Raw genomic sequence first — 18,317 nt, 5'->3', positions numbered from 1 at the left:
TCCTTTGCTGTATGACGATTCGGCAATCAAAAACAGGCCCACTCCGAGAAAAATCGGAATGGGCCTGTTTTGATGTGCGGTTTTAATAGTACGGACGAATCATCACATAGACGATAACACCCGTGAGACTGACATATAACCAAAGCGGCATCGTAAAACGCGTCCACTTCTTATGTTTCTCAAAATTTTGATTCAATGCATGAGCGAGCGACATCAAGACGAGCGGAACGATGACCGCTGCTAAAATGATATGCGAAATCAGAATAAAGAAATAGATGGGACGGACAAACCCTTCTCCGCCGAACTTCGTCGATTCACTGACCGCATGATACGTCACGTACGAAATCAAGAATAACGTCGTCGTCGTCATGGCACCGCCGATAAAGCGACGGTGATTGATCCGGTTTCCCCGACGGATCGAAATCCAGGCACCGAGCAACAACATGAACGTGAAGCTGTTGAAGATGGCGTTTAAAAAAGGAAGCAGCGTCCAGTCAAACCCGTCACCGATCTGTAAAGGCGGTGCAAAAAACAACAGCGCGACCAACAGATTGATGACGAGCGTCAAGAGGATGACGACCGGAACGAAATTACGTTTTTTAGCAGATTGTTGCATGTATTATTCTCCTTGTTTCCAATCAAAGTATCGTTTTAACCATTTTGGCAACGGACCGTCAAAGAGACGTTCACGCCAGTATAAATCAGCTGCACGTTGGACCGCAGCACCACGAATCGGATACGGATGAACGACACGGGATAACTGACCGACCTTATCTTTACGAGCCATCGCATAAACGACTTCCTGCATCCATTCGCCGGCTTGCTCACCAATTGCATGGGCACCAATCAGTTTACCGCGTTTATCGGCAATCAGTTTGACGCGTCCTTCCGTCCGACCATTGATGACAAACCGATCGACTTCATCAAGTCCGGTTTCGTAAACTTTGATGTCGCTGTATTTTTGACGTGCTTCTTCTTCTGTCAGTCCCAGGTGGAACAGTTCAGGTGTCGTAAACGTCACCCATGGAACGGCACGGTAATCTGGTTTAGTACGTAAGCCGAACAAAGCGTTCGTAACGACTGTTTTCCCTTCAAGACCAGCCACGTGCGTAAACGGCAACGATTGAATCGTATCACCGACAGCAAAGATATGACGTTGGTTCGTCCGAAGGGAACCATCGACTTGAACATAACCTTTTTCAACATGAACACCTGCGCGATCAAGGCGTAACGCATCAATCCGCGGCTTCCGGCCAACAGCCACGAGTACGGCATCCGTTTCAATGACACGGGATTCTTCGCCTGTTTTGACTGTGACTTCGATTCCGTTCGCAGCTTTCCGGACACTTGTGACGGTCGTATCCAAATGGAGTGTCAATTCTTGTTCGATTTGTCGTTGTAGTACCGTGACCATGCTGCGGTCTTCTTTTGGCATCAAGGATTTAGCACCTTCAATCACGGTCACTTCCGTTCCGAGATGGGCATAGGCTTGCGATAATTCGAGACCAATCGCTCCGCCGCCGATGACCAGCAATCGTTCAGGGCGTTCCGTTTGTTCAAAAATCGTCTCATTCGTTAAGTACGGAATCGTATCAAGCCCCTCAATCGGCGGAATGATCGGCTGTGATCCCGTCGAAATCGCGAATTTCTCTCCGACAACCAGTTGACCCGCTACTTCAACTTCATTGGCACTCAAGAAACTGGCTTCGCCGATGTAAACATCGACACCAAGCTCTTCGAACCGTTTCGTTCCGTCATGCGACTGAATGATATTCCGGGCACGGTCGACGCTTGCTTTTGTTTTGCTGTACACTGCGTCTCCGTTTAATGTCACGTTGTATTTGGCTGCCGTCTGCTTCATGACATGGACGTCATGTGCAGCTTCAATCAACGCTTTTGACGGGACACAACCGTAATGCAAACAATCTCCACCTAAATGTGTATGACGCTCAATCAATGCGACATGGGCACCAAGACTGGCTGCTCCTGCCGCAATTGTCATTCCGGCTGCTCCACCACCAATTACGACCAACTGATAACTTTTCATCGGGAAGCCTCCTTATATCGTGCCGAAATGTCTTCCATTCGTTTTCGGTTAACGCCCCAGTCGGAATAGCCGACACGGGAAGCTGAGCGGAAATGAATTTTTTGAGAAGCTTCGTCGAAATAAAATTCAACATCATCTTTAAAACGAAGGACTTTACTCGAGAAGACAACATGAATGTACGTTGGATCTTCTTTGACTACTGTCACCCGGTCAAGACTTTGAAGAACTCGCATGATTTGAAATTTTGATTCTGCTAGATTTCCGTTGAACGGTAAAGGTGTCATCTTCAACGCTTCTTTATCCGTCTGTGTCGATACCGCGTTCGGTTTCCCTGTAAGCGGACTTAATCTGCCGTTCGATACGCCAAGTGCCATGACTGATTCCTCCATTCGTTTCGTCTTGCTGTAAATCGTTATCCTCATTTCACTTTACCAGTTCAGTTTCGAAAGCGCTTCTCATTTGACTTTCCCGTTATGCTTTCGTGACCGGCAGGAGGATCGTTGCAATCGCTCCGCCTTCCGGTTGATTATCGATGAACAATTTCCCTTCATGTGCTTCAACCAGTTCACGGCAAATTGCGAGACCTAACCCTGTTCCACCTTTCCCTTTTTGAACCTGATAAAACTTTTCCGTGACATGTCTGAGGTGATTTTTAGGAATACCGGGTCCTTCATCGCTGAAAGATAAAAAGAGGACACGTTCTGAGCGGACAAGGCGAATTGTGATTTCGCCGTCAATCGGCGAAAAGCGGATCGCGTTATCCAGTAAATTTAAAAAGACCTGTTTTAAACGGTTTTCATCGTAAAGACCAATCACCTGTGCCGGCAATTTGCGGACAATACGGATGTTTTTTTCTTCCAGTTTTTGACGCAATTGTGCCGTTACCGTTTCAATGATTTCAGTCAAATTTACTTCCTGCCGGTATAAGACGAGCCGGCTCGTCTCCAGTTTCGAAAAATCAAGCAACTGTTCCACTAACGAAATCAACCGTTCCGTCTCCGAATGGATGATTCCCATCCCGAGCGACGCTTCCTCCGGTAAACGTTCCGGTTCTGCCAGTAATGTTTCACTCCATCCTTTAATGGAAGTGAGCGGTGTTCGTAACTCGTGCGAAATCCCGGAGATGAACTCATCCTTCAATGTTTCCTGTTGCTTGATCTGTTGTCCCATATAGTTGATCGTTCGGGCAAGTTCCCCCAGTTCAAACGTATACTCCTCATTGACCTTGACGTCATAATGCTGTTTTGCGATTTGATCGGATGCACCGATAACTTCCTGAATCGGTCGAACGATCGACGAAACGAGACGGGAGGAATAAATGTAGGCCAGTCCCCAAATCACGACACCTAATAAGAAAATCGCCAAACAAATTTCAATGACCCGTTGATCAATCTTGGCAAGCGACGTCGTATAACGTAGCGCTCCTGTCGTCTGTCCGAAGGATACGATCGGTTCCGCCACCTCAAGCAGATGTTCATTCGTCGTCGGATCATCATAACGTTTTGTGATCGTTCCACCGCTCAACAGACGTGTCACTTCCTGTTTCGTCATATTCCGTTTCGAGACGAAACCTGTCGACGAATAGCGGGGAATTCCCTTCACATCCAATACTTCAATTTCCGCATCTGTGTAGGCATATGAATCAAGCACGTCATGAATCGTCGCTTCTGAGTCTTGAAAATCATAAGCCAGACCACTGTTTGCAAATAAGATGGCACTTGCATTGGCATGCCGTTTCAAGACATCTGTCGCCGTCACATAATAATAGTTATACGTCACGAAGGATAAAATTCCGATGACCAGCAAAACCGTTACCGTAATGATCGTCATGAACCGCATCAAAATCTGTCGTTTCATTTTTCGTTACGCCACTTGTAGCCGTGTCCCCATAACGTCTCGATGAACTCGGGTTCTGCTGGATTTTCTTCGATTTTCTGACGCAGGCGCCGAATGTTGACGTCGACCGTCTTACGGTCTCCAAAATAATTTTCGCCCCACACTGCATCGAGCAACTCATCCCGGGACATGACCTGATCTTCATTTTTAATGAAATGGCATAACAAATCGTATTCTGTCGGTGTGACTTCGACATCAACACCTGCTTTTTGGACCCGCTTTGCTCCGAGGTCAATTCGAAAAGGACCTGAGATCAGTTCACGGGGTTGTTTTCGGCGGCGAAGTGTCTCGACTCGGCGGAGTAAGGATTGAATACGCGCCAACAGTTCAGCCGGGCTGAACGGCTTCGCAATATAATCATCCGCACCGACACTGAGTCCCATGACTTTATCTTCTTCGCGCGTCCGTGCTGTCAGCATGATGATGCCGACGACTTCATCTTTCGAGCGGGCTTGTTCACAAACCGCGAATCCGTCGACTTCCGGCATCATGATGTCGAGCAGCAGGATGTCGAACGTTTGCTGCTCAAAGTAGTCCAATGCTTCCCGTCCGTTTTCTGCTTCAATCACTTCATATCCTGCACGTTTTAAATTAATGACGATGAAACTACGAATCGCATGTTCATCCTCGGCCACTAATATTTTAGTCATCTTATTTTCCTCCTGCTTTTACTTTATTCCACGAGCGCTACGTTGGCAGCGTACTCTTCATAGGATTGATTGGTAGAGATGACATACACGTAATCAATGCCTTCTTTAATTTTCTTCTTGCGATGGCTGGCGATATATTGAGTTTTTGGAATGATCTCCAGCTCAAAATCAATTGTTCCGGTCTCCCGGTTGATGAACCGGACCCGGTTGTCCTTTTTCTCAATAGTTTCACGCGTCGCCCAGTTTGCGGGAAAACGCATCACGAAATTGTATTCGAGATCAATGTATTGCTCTTCCCGAAGCTCAAATCCACTTTCGAGAAATGGCTGAACGTCGGATCCATTCCACGCATAATAAGCAGTGATTCTTGGTTTTTCTTCAGACACGCGTCCTATACTTCCTTCAGGCGTGTATTGATGTGCAAATTCGATGACACCGTCCTGGTCAACGTCTTTCGGGAACGTATACATCGGCTCGACAATTTCTGATGTCTCACCCCAGCGGACGGATGTCAGCCGGGCTTGTTCGAGCTGAAAGACGAGCAAATGCATTTTTGCCTCACGGGTAAAGGAGACGAATACACCTTTTTTCTTAGCCGGATTCACGGTATCAATTTCAAATAGATCATGATCCGCAAATAAATCGCCTTCTTTGACTGGCAATGTGACATCTTGTCGGTTGGTCGGCTTCAAGGCTTCCTCATAATACACAAGTTCTGTCGTCCGTCCTTTTTTGAGTAATACCATATCCTGACGTCGATCTTGATTCAAATCGGCAATCGTCAATCGATCATATGTATCGATTTTAGTAATGTTAATCGATGGCTTCATCAAATCTTTCAGGAGATAGACCGTATTCTCTTCAAGACTCGTCACACCAATCATCAGTTGATTCACTTTTTTGGATTCATCGAGGATGACGTGAAGTTGATCAATCGATCGGCCTGTCGCAATCGGCTGGCTCACACGTAAAACCCACTTGTTCTTCAGACGTTCGTGGACCAACACCTTGATTTGAAATGTCCCTCGCTGTTCAATCCGATAAAACGTAATGGCTTCATCACGTCCATCCCGGTTCAAATCAATCAATTCATACAGCCTTGAAATAGATTGATTCCGCGGTGCCACGATTTCCGCCTCTGTCGGAAGATCGGTATCGATTTTTGCTTTTAACGACTTTTCCCATTCCGGTAACGCCGGGTGTTCGAGTAATGAAGCAGGATGGGGCAACGTAAGACCGCATCCCGCCAAATATAGGGTCGATAAGAAAATTACAAAATATTTCATCAGACTTAAATCCTTTCCATACATGCTCTTCTCAAACTTTATCACACTCTTTCAAGCGAGAGTATATTGTGGAAGAAGAGTCAACTTGTTAAGATGTAACAGATATTCGAAAGGGGTTTATATTTATGGCTTACGAAATGATTGTACTTGATCTTGACGATACATTATTGACGAGCGACCATACGATTTCTCCAAAAACGAAAGAATCGTTACTCGATGCACAGCGTCGCGGAAAAAAAGTGGTGCTTGCGAGTGGTCGTCCGACTTACGCTATGATCGATTTGGCAAAAGAGTTGGAGCTTGCCCGATACGGCAGCTATATCCTAAGTTTCAACGGGGCTTCCATCATCGACTGTAAAACAAATGAGTCCCTCTTCTCCAGTACCCTTCTTCCGGAAACCGTCCATCGTCTCTACGATTTAAGTAAACGGGAAAACATCGACATCCACACGTATGTCGGACACGAAATTTTGACGGAGAGAGCGAACGCCTTTACGACAATTGAAGGGGAACTGACGGGAATGGATGTCATTACTGTGACGGATTTCAAAGCATCCATCACAGAGCCGGTCGTCAAATGTTTGATGCTTGCGGAAGAAAATCGTTTGGCCGAAGTCGAGCAAAAACTTCAAGTCGAGTTAGCCGGTGAGCTCGCTGTCGCCCGCTCGAAGCCATTTTTCCTTGAGTTTACGGAAGCTGGCGTGACGAAAGGAACGAGTCTTGCCCTACTCGCTGAACGTCTCGGAATCAAGCAGTCGGATGTCATTGCCTGCGGAGACGGCAACAATGATTTATCGATGATCGAATGGGCCGGGCTTGGTGTCGCGATGGCGAATGCCGCCGATACTGTCAAAGAAAAAGCACAGTACATGACAGCTTCTAATGATGAGGATGGCATTGCCCTCGTCATCGAAAAATTCATGATGGACTGAACAAAAAAACCAATTTACTCCACAAGGACGGAGTAAATTGGTTTTTCATGTGTTATGACATACACCAATCGATCGGTGTTCGATTTTGCTGCTGTAACCAGTCATTGGTTTGCGAATACGGTCGACTGCCAAAAAAACCGCGGCTCGCCGAAAGCGGGCTTGGATGAACGGATTCGAGAACGAGATGCCGGTTCGTATCAATCAAACTTTTTTTACTTTTTGCGTGATTTCCCCAGAGAATGAATACAATCGGTTGCTCCTGTTGTCCGAGCACTTCGATGACGCGGTCCGTAAAGGATTCCCAGCCTTTTTTCGCATGGGAACCCGCTTTTCCAGCTTCAACGGTCAGTGACGTATTCAACAGAAACACCCCCTGCTGCGACCAGGCTTCAAGATTGCCCGTCGTCGGCACAGGACATCCGATATCGGACACTAATTCCTTGTACATATTACGTAAAGACGGCGGAATCGCAATGCCGTCATTAACGGAAAAGCTTAATCCATTGGCCTGATTCGGTCCATGGTATGGATCCTGACCCAGGATGACGCAACGGACATCCTGCGGCGCCACCGCGTCAAACGCATGAAAAATCTGATCCTTCGGCGGATACACCGTCGTTTCCCGGTAAGCGGTCTTGATAAAATCCCATAATCGGATAAAGTAGTCTTTTTCTTTCTCTTCTTTTAAAATCTCCTGCCAGGCTGCATGCATCCCGATCGCTCCTTTTTTTCAGTCTCAAGCCCCTGTTCGTCCGGCCCGATTCTGCTATGATGAATAATGAGGTGGAATAAAGATGATTCAAACAACACAGTTATTTGGTTTGCCTTTTGTCGACGCAACACCGTCGAGTTGGTATACCCATATTAAAACGATTTTACACAATAACGAAAAAGCCTTTCTTGTTACAGCTAATCCCGAACTGGTCTTACGTTCTTTGCGCGAACCCGCTTATAAGCATATCTTACAACAAGCAACGTTCATCACACCTGACGGAATCGGTGTGACGGCAGCCAGCAAACGAATGGGACAACCGCTCACTGCGACGTTGCCCGGAATCGAGACGGCACGGGAGTTGCTTCGAACAGCCGATGCTTTGAAAAAACGGGTCTTCCTGCTTGGCGGACGCCCGGAAGTCATGAAGTCGCTGATCCAGCAATTGTCGATTCGTTTTCCTGATATCCAGTTCGTCGGAACCTTTCACGGATTCGGCAAAGAAGCAGAAGCCGCAAAAGCGATTCAATCGGTCGAAGCTGATTTGATTTTGGTGGCCCTCGGCGCGCCGAAACAGGAAGAATGGATCGCATCCGTTTACGACCAGGTGGATCACGGTCTTTTCATCGGTGTCGGAGGTGCATTTGATGTCTGGTCGGGTCACAGTAAACGTGCTCCGAAGCTGTTCCGGAAGCTGAAGCTCGAATGGCTGTACCGGATTTCCAGTCATCCGCGCGGATTGGAGAAATTAAAGGACTTGTTCCTTTTTGCGTCGCTCGTCTTACGGAAAAAAACTCATTTGTAAACGCAAAACACCCGCTGTCCGGTTGACCGGACAGCGGGTGTTTTCGTTTCTTATGCGTTGACTGTTGAGAATGAACGACCAAGTTCTTTTGCTTCTGCGATTGCTGCTTGTTTGATTTCTTCTGCTTTTTCTGGATTCATTGCCATACCTTCGATGAACAATGAGTTGTAGTCCGTTACGCCAGTGAAAGCGAGTGCTTGACGGAGGTAGTCATCTCCGAAGTTGAGGCCAGAACCAGTGTATACGCCGCCTGTTGCTTGAATGTGGAGCGCTTTTTTGCCTTCCATCAATCCTTTAGGACCTTCTGCCGTGTAAGCAAATGTTTTGCCTGCAAGAAGAACGCTGTCGATGTACATTTTAAGACGTGCTGGGAATGAGAAGTTCCACATTGGCGTCACGAATACATATTCGTCCGCTTCCATATACTGCTCCAGGTGTTTCGTCATTGTACCGACTTTAGCGATTTCAACTTCTGAAAGCTCTTCGCCTGTTGCGAATTTGCCCCATGCGCTGAGTACGTCTGTATCGATTTCTTGGACATCTTCTTTATATAGATCAAGGACTTGAACTTCAGCGTTCGGGTTAGCTGCTTTGTAGCTTTCGAGGAAAGCTTCACCAGCTTGAAGGCTGAATGAATGTTCTGTTGATTTCGGGTTTACAGTTACATAAAGTAATTTAGTCATTTTTATTTCTCCCTTTTATCTAAAGTAATTTCTGTAAGTAAATATACCAACACCATTTTCTTTTGTCAATTAGTTTGATTTCAAAGAAATCAACAAAAAAAGCTTAATCATGATGATTAGGCTTTTTCTGAGTGTTTATAATGGTCTGCGCGATGACCAATCCGTTTTAACTGGTCAATCAACTGTTCTTTTTCTGGAATCGAAAGATCACTGAACAAGTCCGTGAGGAACGCTTCGTGCTTTGGAAAAGTTTCTTCCATCAGTTCTCTTCCGGCCTCCGTCAGTGTTCCGAACGTCACGCGACGATCCGTCGGGCAAGATCGTCGGGCAAGAAGCCCCCGATTCTCTAATTTATCCACGACATATGTGACACTGCCACTTGTTAATAAGATTTTATCGCCGATTTGTTGGAGTGGCGTATCTCCTTTGTGGTACAACAATTCGAGAACACCAAATTCCGATAAGTTCAGCTGATGGGTCTTGATGTCTACCTTCACTTGTTCTGCTACTGCATGCATTGTACGAGATAGAACAACGAGCATTTTTAATGCCAGCTTCGAGTCTGTCGATTCCATTTTACGTTCGCCCCTCTTTATCTTGATTCGAAACAATCATAGTCCTCTTTTTTCCATAGGTCAATTCCAGCCCGGATTTCCAACTTTTTTGAAGGACATCCCGATTTTCTCTTGCCGTGAAACGCGTTCCATATATTATGGTCTTGATATACACTACAAGGGAGGTCTTCTTGTGTCTTTCCAAACAATCTTATCTCGTCTGATTCAAAAAAATGTCGCTTATGAGCTAGCGATTGAACAGCTTTATACACCGACCGGGTACTATTTGTGTAAACATACGTTAGTCGACCAGTATCCGGACTTACCGCCGGCGCATCAAGTCGAGCTGTTACAAAAAATTTCAGAACAACTCGAGCGTTCGCCTTGGCTTGAAGGTCCGATTACGAAGCACGACTGGATTCAGATTCATCAACAATTATCCAACAGCTAGGAGGAACTTTTGATGACCAACATTCGTGACTTAGCACGTGAAGCAGATGTTTCAGTGACGACAGTCTCGCGTGTCCTCAATGATCATCCTTACGTCGCGGAAGATAAACGCCAGGCCGTACGGGATGCCATCACAAAACTCGGCTACATCCGCAATCAAACTGCCGTCCATTTATCGACCGGTCAAACGAAAACCATCGGCGTCATGTTGCCTTATGTCGATCATCCTTATCACGCTGCCATCTTACACGGCATTGCCCAGTCTGCTTTTGAAGAGGAGTACCGTTTTTTAACTTGGCAGACGAACTACATCGCATCACATGAACAAACGGTTCTTCAAGCCCTTGCACAACGTGAAGTCGATGGACTGATTGTCGTGTCACACAGTCTGCCGGTCGAAGACATTTTACAATACGAACAATATGGTCCGATTGTGTTTTGTGAACATCATGAAGATGTCTCTTCGGTCTACATTAATCATTATACCGCGTTTCAGAGCGGGTTAAAGGCACTTCAGACTTTCGGTCATATCCAGATCGGGATTTGTCTCGGTCGTCCCGACAGCACGAACAGTCGCGCCCGAAAACGTGCTTATCAGGATACCGTATCGCTGGCCGACGCTGACTGGGTCTATCAGCAGGCATTGACGATTGAAGATGGGGCCCGGATTGCACGGCAGTGGGCCAAGCAAACCTATCGTCCGACCGCTTTATTGACTGCAAGTGATCATGTGGCAGCGGGCATCATCCTGGAGCTTCGCAAACAAGGGTATCAGATTCCGGAAGATTTAGCGGTCATCGGGTTTGACGGAAGTGAGTTAGCGGTCGTCCTCAACATGACGACCGTTGCCGTCCCTTATGAGACAATCGGCCGCCAAGCCTTCTCCATCGCAACCAGTGACGACTGGCGGAATCATCCCCAGGTGGAAATCCCGACCACTCTTCTGAGTGGATTAACCGCACTTGAATCCCATGAATAGATGAAAAACCCGCTCTTGTCTCGCAAATGCGTCAAGAGCGGGTTTTTGGTTGGTTTTCTTTTTTATAAAGATCCGGCCGCAACGTAACGCGATCCCCAGTAGCCGCTCCGGAATGATTCTTTGACGACTTGTCCGTAATACGAATTGGCATTGATCATCGTCGATCCATCCACCGCAATCCCAACGTGCTGAATTCCGCTTCCGTGCGTGAAGAAGACGAGATCACCGGCAACTGGAGCCGTTCGTTTCGTCGCGCCATATTGGGCAGCCGCTGTTCGTGGTAATGACTTACCCAACGCATTGTAGACATAACGCGTAAAGCCGGAACAGTCGAAGCTGACAGGCCCCGTCGCGCCAAATACGTAAGGACGTCCTTTTAATCCTTCCGCCACGGATACGACGGCTGCTCCATTTTTAGTTAATCCTGTCGTCGCTTTTGCATTAAAAGCTTTTGTGTATGTAGCCGCTATGTAAGCAGTTTTTCCTGCATACCGGAGTTGATACCAGTTGTTTGCCGTTTTTCCAAGGACTGTTACCGTTTGTCCTAATTTCAGTTGACCGAGCTTTTGACCCGTCGTCGTTGCTTGTGAACGGACATTCAACACGTCGACTGCCACGACAACTTTTTTGGATGCACTGGCTTTCGTTTGTTGGGGAACAGCGGCAAAACTACTGATGAGCAACGTTGCAAATACGATGACACGAACTAAAAATGAACTTTTCATCCGTCTATCTCCCTTGTAAGTAAGTCTATGTGAAAAACTAAATTATCAGATAATTACTGTTTTTATCCTATCATGCTGTTTTCTATCGTCGTGTTACAGTTTATTAACAGGGATAGTTTTTCGTAACAATTTTGCAACAAATAAAAAAACAGGTCATGAAATGGCAGTCTGGAGCCGTTTCATGATACCTGCTTAAATGATGAAAGACTAAGTCCGCTTAATCCATTGACTTCTTTTTCCGAAACCGTGCAAAGAATTCGTAGACGATCGGGACAATCAACAAGGTTAATAACGTTGAACTTGTTAATCCGCCAATGACCGTCACCCCGAGCCCTTTCGAAATCAAAGCACCGCCTTCAAGACCTAGTGCCAATGGTGATAGGGCGCCAATTGTCGCGAGCGCTGTCATCAAGATCGGACGAAGTCGTGTTCCTGATGCATCCAACAAGGCTTCACGTGTATCAAGTCCTTCTTTTTCCTTGTGAATGACGCGATCAATCAGAACGATGGCGTTCGTCACGACGATTCCGATCAACATCAATGCACCGATTAATGAAGATACTGAAATCGTTTCGCCTGTAATCAACAGCGCGAGTAATCCGCCGATGATGGCAAACGGAAGCGAGAACAAGATGACAAGTGGTGTCAATGCGCCTCCAAAGGTGACGACGAGAACAAGGTAGACGATGGCGACTGCTGCTGCCATCGCAAGTCCGAGTTGCGTGAACGACTCTTGAATTTGCTCCGTCACACCACCTGCTTTATACGAAACACCTGTCGGAAGATCAATTTTTCTGACTGTTTTATCGATGGCTTGTGAAGCTTCTGTTGCTTTGTCTGTTTTTAATTCTGCAGTGACCGTCGCGACCAATTTGCCGTCCCGTTCACTGAGTGAATCCGGTGTCGTCCCTTTTTTAACGGAGACGAAATCCGACAGTTTCCGGACACCAAGCGGCGTCGTGACATCTGTTTTTTGTAAATCATTGATGGAACCATATGTCGTCTGTTCGTTCGGAACGATGACATCAAGTTCCTTGCCGTCTACTTTTATAGTAGAAAGTGGTTTTTCTTCACCCTGCACATTGGCAATCCCTTGTGCCAATTGCGCTGTCGAGATACCGAATTCAGCGGCTTTTTGTTGATCGACTTCGAACGTGTACTGCGTATACGACTCTTTTAAGTCGGTTGTTACTTTACGCACGTATTTCGATTCACCTTCAATCGCTTTCACGAATTTAGGTGTCATCGTTTGTAAATCGTCGATGGAATTCGCATAAACGGAGTATGAGACACCAGAAGAAGCTGCTCCTCCACTAAAGTCCTGTTCTTTCCATTCTCCTGTCGGAATCTCTTTATTCAATTGTTTGATTGCCTGTTGCTTCACATCTGCAAAATCGGCTGTATCCGGATCATACTGGGCAATGAAGACAGCCTGTTTTGTATTTCCAGGATTTAATGGATTTTCTCCACCGACTGTAAATTGAAGATTATCTATATCACTTTGCTTGTCAAAATAAGCTTCTGCCTGGTCTGCTGCCTTTAAAGAATCATCAAGTGTTTGACCCGGTTTTGGATTATAGGTCACATAAAATGTTTTTTCACTTTCTTGATTCAAGAAGTTGACGCCGATTGTTGGAACAAGCGCGAAACTGCCGATCAACAGCAGGACGGCGAGACCAAACACGACGAGTTTATGATTCAATGACCAATTTAGTACACCCCGGTACCAATTGGCGAGTTTTCCGCCATCTTCTTTTTCAGGTTTTGGTGCCTTTCCGCGTTTAAAGAGTGAGTCAGCAAACATCGGAACAACCGTTACCGCCACGATCAACGAGGCAAAGAGCGCAAAGACGACTGTCAAGGCGAATGGAAGGAACAGTTCTCCGACGAATCCTGTGACAAATCCAAGCGGCAGGAAGACGGCAATCGTGACGATTGTAGATGAAGCGACCGGAATGAAGACTTCACGTGTCGCATCGATGATGAGCGCTTTCCCTTTTAACGGTTCAGTTGGATCCGTCAATCGACGGTAAATGTTCTCAATGACGACAATCGAATCATCCACGACACGACCAATCGCAACCGTCATCGCACCCAGTGTCATGATGTTGAGAGAGATATCCAATTGTTTCAAGACTAAAATCGCCATCAGCAGAGATAATGGAATCGAGATAACGGCAATGATCGTTGATTTGATGTTACGCAGGAACAAGAGAATGATGACGACGGCAAACAAGGCACCAATCAATGCTTTGCTGATCATCGTTGAGACCGATTCTTCAATCGGCTTCCCTTGGTCGAGTGTGATCGATGCTTTTACGCTAGCGTTGTCTTTCTCAAAGTCTTTAATCGTCTCTTTGACCGCATTGACGACTTCGACCGTATTCGCGTCTTGTGATTTCGTCACCTGGACGCCGATCGAACGTTCCCCGTTTGACCGGGAAATTGATTCTTCGATCCCTTTGTCTTCAATCGTCGCCAGTTGCGATAATTTAACGGTCGGGACTTGCGTCGGTGCAACTGCTGCCGGACTCGAGGCTTGTGCCGAAGCCGCATCTGTCGGCGCCGATTGCGCAGGTGCTTGCGTCTGTCCTTGTCCCGCGCCTGCTTCAGGTGCTTGTCCTGTTGCTGTTTGTGGTGTGTAAGGCAGACGGAGATTTTTCAGTTCAGTGACTGTCGTTGCCTTTCCATCGAGGACAACAGCCTGTTCTTTATCACCTAATTCATATAATCCAAGTGCCAAGCGGGAATCATTCGCTTGAATCAGTTGTTTGACGTTTTCTTCCGTCAATCCATACTGTTGCAGTTTCTTTTCGTCAAATCGGATCTCAATTCGGCGGATTTCTTGACCGGCAATTTGAACCGTTTGTGCGCCTTCGATTCCTTCGAGTTTTGGTTGAAGTTCGTTTTCGACCAGTTTGGTCAAGTCGGACAAGGAACGTTTTTCGTCCGATACAGCAAATCCGATGACCGGGAAGGCATCAAAGGAAATTCGGGAAACTTGAGGTTCCTGGGCGCCTTCCGGTAACTCCACGTTCGCCAATGCTTCTTTGACTTTTTGTTCCGCTTCGTCCATGTCTGTACTGAAGCTGTAGTCGATTTGTAGATTTGAGGCATTCTGGAAAGAGGACGAGCGGACGGTTTCGACTCCGCCGAGATTCTCGACCTTACTTTCAAGTTCACGGCTGACTTCATCGAGTACTTGTTCCGGTGTTGCTCCCGGATAAATCGTCGTCACGGACACGGTTGGTGTCGTGATATCCGGCAATGTCTCGAGTTTCATCGTCGTTCCGGCATAAATTCCGGCGACTGTGATGATAATCGTCAGCAACCAAAGGGCAAACTTATTATTGACTGAAAATTGAATGATACGCTTCATGGTAAAAATCCGCCTTCTCTCTCTTCTTTTTCAATTCCACCTTATTATTTTGATGCTTGATCAATCTTGCGTGCTTGTTTCAATAACCGTTCAATCAAGGCCTGTCGTACGTCAGGTGCAGGTTGACCGAACTGAAAATGTTCCGACATCTTTAGCCCGTCCAACGTAAACCGAATCATCATCGCGTCTACAGGATCCGCTTGTTCCATCAACTGATCAAAAAACTGATGGACCTGCTTTTTTCGTTCTTCCACAAAAGCGGCATTTTCCTTTAACAGGGACAACAAAAACAATACCGTATCGATGTCGAGGCAAAATTCTTCGTCCCACCGTGCTTGCAACAGGACGAATGCTTCCATTGGACCGAATCCCTCTTCCCGGTACGTCTGATATTGCTGAAACTGACGCCGTTCCTGTTCTTCAATCACACCCATCAATAATTCTTCTTTGGAAGAAAAATGATACAACAATCCGCCTTTGGAGACATTCGCCTGTTTCGCCACTTCTTCAAGTGTCAGTTGTGGAAACCCTTGAGTCAGCATGACTTGAACAGTCGCATCCGTGATTCGCCGTCGTGTTTCTAACGCTTTTGTACTGACCATCATTTTTCTCCTTTCTATTTTACTGTACCGTCTGGACGGTTTCTTTTTTTAATATACGGTGTTCTGCCCTACTTTGCAAGATTAAATCAATGTTTCACGTGAAACGCTTCGTATTATATGAGTCGAATCTGATCAAAAAACGCCTACCTGCGTTCTTCGAATCGAGAACCGGTAGACGTTTCAGATGATATTCAGTTATCTTCCCGCGCACTTTCCATCAAAGCAGCATGCATCGCTTGTGCCAAGTGATGCTCGCGCAGAACGCGGACTCCACGATCCGTCGGACCACCCGGAGCCGCTACATCGTCAATCAATTCCGCTGTCGGACGTTCTTCATGCAATAATAGTTCCGCCGATCCTTTCATCGCCTGTGCAATGATTTTCCGGGCAGAAGAAGAATCAAAACCTGCTTTCGTTAATACAGGTGTCATCGCGCCGGCGATTTCATAGAAGAAAGCAGGACTGCATCCCGCTGCTGCCATCAAATAAGGCATCGTTGTCGCATTCGTTTCAACCGTCTGACCCACTCGTTCAAACAATGCCGTCGCTTGTTGTCTTTTCTTATCGGATACGAGGTCACCAAACCATAGGCCCGTCATTCCTGTCTGAAAGGCGACGGGTGTATTCGGCATCGCACAGACAGCACCACACGAAACGTATGCTTCGATGTCTGACGGTGTGATGTGCGCGGCGACGGACACCACCAGCTGATCCGTCCAAGTCTGTTGTTTGATGTAGTCGAGAACTCCGTCCGGCTGCATGGCTAAAACAACGACATCAAATTGTTCGACCTGTTCCTCGGCCGTCGTCCGAACACCGTACTGCTCCGCCAGAGCGAACAGACGTGTCCGGTCGGTTCGATTGGTCATCGTGATCGTTTGAGGGGATATACCCGAATCAAGCCATCCTTTGACTAAGGATTCGCTCATCGAACCTGCCCCTACCATTAAAATTTTCATTTTTATTCCTCCCAACAAAAAAAGGACCACTTGCTGGTCCCTTCAGATTTCCTAGTCATTATACACGAACTGCCAAGTCTTCCACAGCAACGACACGGAGTCCTTTTTCATTTAATTTCTTGACGATTTTCTTTTTCGTTTTCTCATCACAGTCCGTCGGTAATGTGATCAAGACCCGGCGCATGACACTGCTTTTCGCATCAAGTGTCATCAAACTCGCCACGGTTGAGTACTTATTGACGATTTTAGCGATCTTTTCAAGGGCACCTTTTTGTTCACTGAGTGCAACCGTTAAGATATAGCTGCCTGAATCACGATTCCATGCTTCTTCGAGCATACCAAGCATCTTTCCGTGTGGTAAGATGCCGAAGAACTGTCCATCATCATTCAAGACTGCGATGTAAGGCAATTCTTTGATTGAGAAAAAGACTTCAAAGAAGTTACTGCCTGTGTAGATGAACTTCGTGGTGTTTTTGATCAACGTCATGACGTTATCGTCTAAGCTACCACCGTTCATTCCGTGGCGGTAAATATGCATCTTGTAAATGTTCCCCTTGAACAATTGACCGGTCTGATCAAGAACCGGGACACAACGATATCCTGTTTCTTCTAGCGTCTGTAATGCTTCTCGAATCGTAGCGGTTTCTAAAATCTTGACACACTGGTGTTTCGGAATACACAAACTTTGAACGAGCATACAAAACGTCCTCCTCTTTCCTTTAACATCATTATACCTGATTTACATGGCGCTCTAACTTAATTTCTTATTCGCTTCCGCTCTTCCTTCTCCTGCTTTTCTTCTATTCCCTCACAAGCGCCAAGAGAAAACACAATTTTCCTCAAGATTAATAAGCGAATCCATCTTATTTCCGCAATTTTTAATTCTTTATTAATTCAACAATCCCCTTAGTATTAAGATTTATTAAGATTTCGTAAAGACGGGACATAGTTGTATTCTTTTACAATAGCGTCTGATACAATCGAACTCGTGAAGTCACTTCACTATTCTATTCTTGTTCTTAATATGGAGGCAGAAGAAATGTTCAGTAAAAAACAAGATCCATTCGCGGTTAAATTATCTGAGATTGCAGGACACCTGCAACGAACGTCACAATTTTTCGTCGACTTTAAAATCAATGGTATTGCCGATGTCAAAGAATTCGCCCATAAAGTAAAAGATTTTGAAACAGCTGGTGACGATCTGATGCATCAACTGATCATCGATTTGAACAACGCGTTCATTACACCAATCGACCGGGAAGATTTATTAGCGCTTGCTAACTCACTTGACGATGTCCTCGATGGTTTTGAAGAATGTTCAGCTATTTTCGAAATTTACAATATCGTAAAAGCAGACGAGCATATGATCCGTTTTGTGGATGAGATCCACATTGCCGTTAATGAGCTCGCTTTATCTATGGATTTGTTAGTCGCACGTAAACTCCAACCGATGCGTGAACACGTTATCAAAGTAAAAGAACAGGAAACGATCTGCGATAACTTGCGTCGTAAATCAATCAAAGCATTGTTCGCAACAGAAACAGATCCAATCAAAATCATTCAATACAAAGAAATTTATGAGTCGCTCGAGTCAATCGCCGATTACTGCCAGGATGCAGCAAACGTCATTGAAACGATCATCATGAAAAACGCATAAG

At 46.1% G+C, this 18,317-nt stretch carries 19 protein-coding genes; 5 read left to right on the top strand and 14 right to left on the bottom strand.

Going from position 1 to position 18,317, the window contains the following annotated elements; genetic code table 11:
- Positions 1-82: 82 nt before the first annotated feature.
- From P402_RS0101885 to P402_RS0101860, 6 genes are all read right to left on the bottom strand, one after another.
- Positions 83-616 carry a DUF420 domain-containing protein gene (locus tag P402_RS0101885; protein ID WP_026827173.1) on the bottom strand — a complete coding sequence of 178 codons (534 nt, stop codon included), beginning with the start codon at positions 614-616 and terminating at the stop codon, positions 83-85.
- 3 nt (positions 617-619) lie between these two features.
- Positions 620-2,047, bottom strand: coding sequence for a dihydrolipoyl dehydrogenase family protein (locus P402_RS0101880; protein WP_026827172.1), 1,428 nt, complete (start codon positions 2,045-2,047; stop codon positions 620-622).
- Positions 2,044-2,421: a DUF1499 domain-containing protein gene (locus tag P402_RS0101875; RefSeq protein ID WP_026827171.1), complete on the bottom strand. Its 378-nt coding sequence runs from the start codon at positions 2,419-2,421 to the stop codon at positions 2,044-2,046. The genes P402_RS0101880 and P402_RS0101875 overlap by 4 nt, the downstream gene beginning before the upstream one ends.
- A 97-nt stretch (positions 2,422-2,518) precedes the next feature.
- Positions 2,519-3,904, bottom strand: coding sequence for a sensor histidine kinase (locus P402_RS0101870; RefSeq protein WP_026827170.1), 1,386 nt, complete (start codon positions 3,902-3,904; stop codon positions 2,519-2,521).
- The gene (locus P402_RS0101865; protein WP_026827169.1) at positions 3,901-4,593 is read right to left on the bottom strand and encodes a response regulator transcription factor; all 693 of its coding nucleotides are present in this window, start codon (positions 4,591-4,593) and stop codon (positions 3,901-3,903) included. The genes P402_RS0101870 and P402_RS0101865 overlap by 4 nt, the downstream gene beginning before the upstream one ends.
- A 23-nt stretch (positions 4,594-4,616) precedes the next feature.
- Positions 4,617-5,879, bottom strand: coding sequence for a hypothetical protein (locus P402_RS0101860; protein WP_235188801.1), 1,263 nt, complete (start codon positions 5,877-5,879; stop codon positions 4,617-4,619).
- A gap of 125 nt (positions 5,880-6,004) precedes the next feature.
- Here P402_RS0101860 and P402_RS0101855 point away from each other — a divergent pair, with 125 nt between their 5' ends.
- Complete coding sequence (locus P402_RS0101855) at positions 6,005-6,811, top strand: Cof-type HAD-IIB family hydrolase (protein ID WP_026827167.1); 807 nt, start codon at positions 6,005-6,007, stop codon at positions 6,809-6,811.
- 52 nt (positions 6,812-6,863) lie between these two features.
- On the opposite strand, the gene P402_RS0101850 is transcribed toward P402_RS0101855, so the two are convergent.
- Positions 6,864-7,523 carry a uracil-DNA glycosylase gene (locus P402_RS0101850; RefSeq protein WP_026827166.1) on the bottom strand — a complete coding sequence of 220 codons (660 nt, stop codon included), beginning with the start codon at positions 7,521-7,523 and terminating at the stop codon, positions 6,864-6,866.
- A gap of 82 nt (positions 7,524-7,605) precedes the next feature.
- Here P402_RS0101850 and P402_RS0101845 point away from each other — a divergent pair, with 82 nt between their 5' ends.
- On the top strand, positions 7,606-8,328 hold the full coding sequence (locus P402_RS0101845) for a WecB/TagA/CpsF family glycosyltransferase (protein WP_026827165.1): 723 nt from the start codon (positions 7,606-7,608) through the stop codon (positions 8,326-8,328).
- A 50-nt stretch (positions 8,329-8,378) separates the two neighbouring features.
- On the opposite strand, the gene P402_RS0101840 is transcribed toward P402_RS0101845, so the two are convergent.
- Together P402_RS0101840 and P402_RS0101835 are read right to left on the bottom strand one after the other, a co-directional pair.
- Positions 8,379-9,011, bottom strand: coding sequence for an NAD(P)H-dependent oxidoreductase (locus P402_RS0101840; RefSeq protein ID WP_026827164.1), 633 nt, complete (start codon positions 9,009-9,011; stop codon positions 8,379-8,381).
- Positions 9,012-9,127: 116 nt separating this feature from the next.
- Positions 9,128-9,586, bottom strand: a complete 459-nt coding sequence (locus P402_RS0101835) for a MarR family winged helix-turn-helix transcriptional regulator (RefSeq protein ID WP_026827163.1) — start codon at positions 9,584-9,586, stop codon at positions 9,128-9,130.
- 172 nt (positions 9,587-9,758) lie between these two features.
- Between P402_RS0101835 and P402_RS0101830 the strand changes: the two genes are divergently transcribed.
- Positions 9,759-10,016, top strand: coding sequence for a hypothetical protein (locus P402_RS0101830; RefSeq protein ID WP_026827162.1), 258 nt, complete (start codon positions 9,759-9,761; stop codon positions 10,014-10,016).
- Between the two features lie 12 nt (positions 10,017-10,028).
- The gene (locus P402_RS0101825; protein ID WP_026827161.1) at positions 10,029-10,994 is read left to right on the top strand and encodes a LacI family DNA-binding transcriptional regulator; all 966 of its coding nucleotides are present in this window, start codon (positions 10,029-10,031) and stop codon (positions 10,992-10,994) included.
- A 62-nt stretch (positions 10,995-11,056) separates the two neighbouring features.
- On the opposite strand, the gene P402_RS0101820 is transcribed toward P402_RS0101825, so the two are convergent.
- The 5 genes from P402_RS0101820 to cbpA all read right to left on the bottom strand — a co-directional run bounded on the left by P402_RS0101820 (position 11,057) and on the right by cbpA (position 17,356).
- Entirely contained in the window at positions 11,057-11,719 is a 663-nt protein-coding gene (locus P402_RS0101820) for a C40 family peptidase (protein WP_026827160.1), read from the bottom strand.
- A gap of 217 nt (positions 11,720-11,936) precedes the next feature.
- Complete coding sequence (locus P402_RS0101815; RefSeq protein ID WP_026827159.1) at positions 11,937-15,098, bottom strand: efflux RND transporter permease subunit; 3,162 nt, start codon at positions 15,096-15,098, stop codon at positions 11,937-11,939.
- Positions 15,099-15,142: 44 nt separating this feature from the next.
- The gene (locus P402_RS0101810) at positions 15,143-15,700 is read right to left on the bottom strand and encodes a TetR/AcrR family transcriptional regulator (protein ID WP_026827158.1); all 558 of its coding nucleotides are present in this window, start codon (positions 15,698-15,700) and stop codon (positions 15,143-15,145) included.
- 191 nt (positions 15,701-15,891) lie between these two features.
- Positions 15,892-16,659 (bottom strand): pyrroline-5-carboxylate reductase family protein, encoded by a 768-nt coding sequence (locus tag P402_RS0101805; RefSeq protein WP_026827157.1) that lies wholly within the window; start codon positions 16,657-16,659, stop codon positions 15,892-15,894.
- A 58-nt stretch (positions 16,660-16,717) separates the two neighbouring features.
- Positions 16,718-17,356 carry a cyclic di-AMP binding protein CbpA gene (cbpA, locus tag P402_RS0101800; protein ID WP_026827156.1) on the bottom strand — a complete coding sequence of 213 codons (639 nt, stop codon included), beginning with the start codon at positions 17,354-17,356 and terminating at the stop codon, positions 16,718-16,720.
- Positions 17,357-17,698: 342 nt separating this feature from the next.
- Between cbpA and P402_RS0101795 the strand changes: the two genes are divergently transcribed.
- Entirely contained in the window at positions 17,699-18,316 is a 618-nt protein-coding gene (locus P402_RS0101795; RefSeq protein WP_026827155.1) for a DUF47 domain-containing protein, read from the top strand.
- The last annotated feature ends 1 nt before the right edge of the window (position 18,317 follow it).

This window comes from Exiguobacterium sibiricum 7-3 (assembly GCF_000620865.1).
In the GTDB taxonomy this organism is placed as follows: Bacteria; Bacillota; Bacilli; order Exiguobacteriales; family Exiguobacteriaceae; genus Exiguobacterium_A; species Exiguobacterium_A sibiricum_A.
The sequence above is the reverse complement of the archived record's forward strand: the minus strand, read 5'-3'. Positions and strand labels throughout refer to the sequence as shown.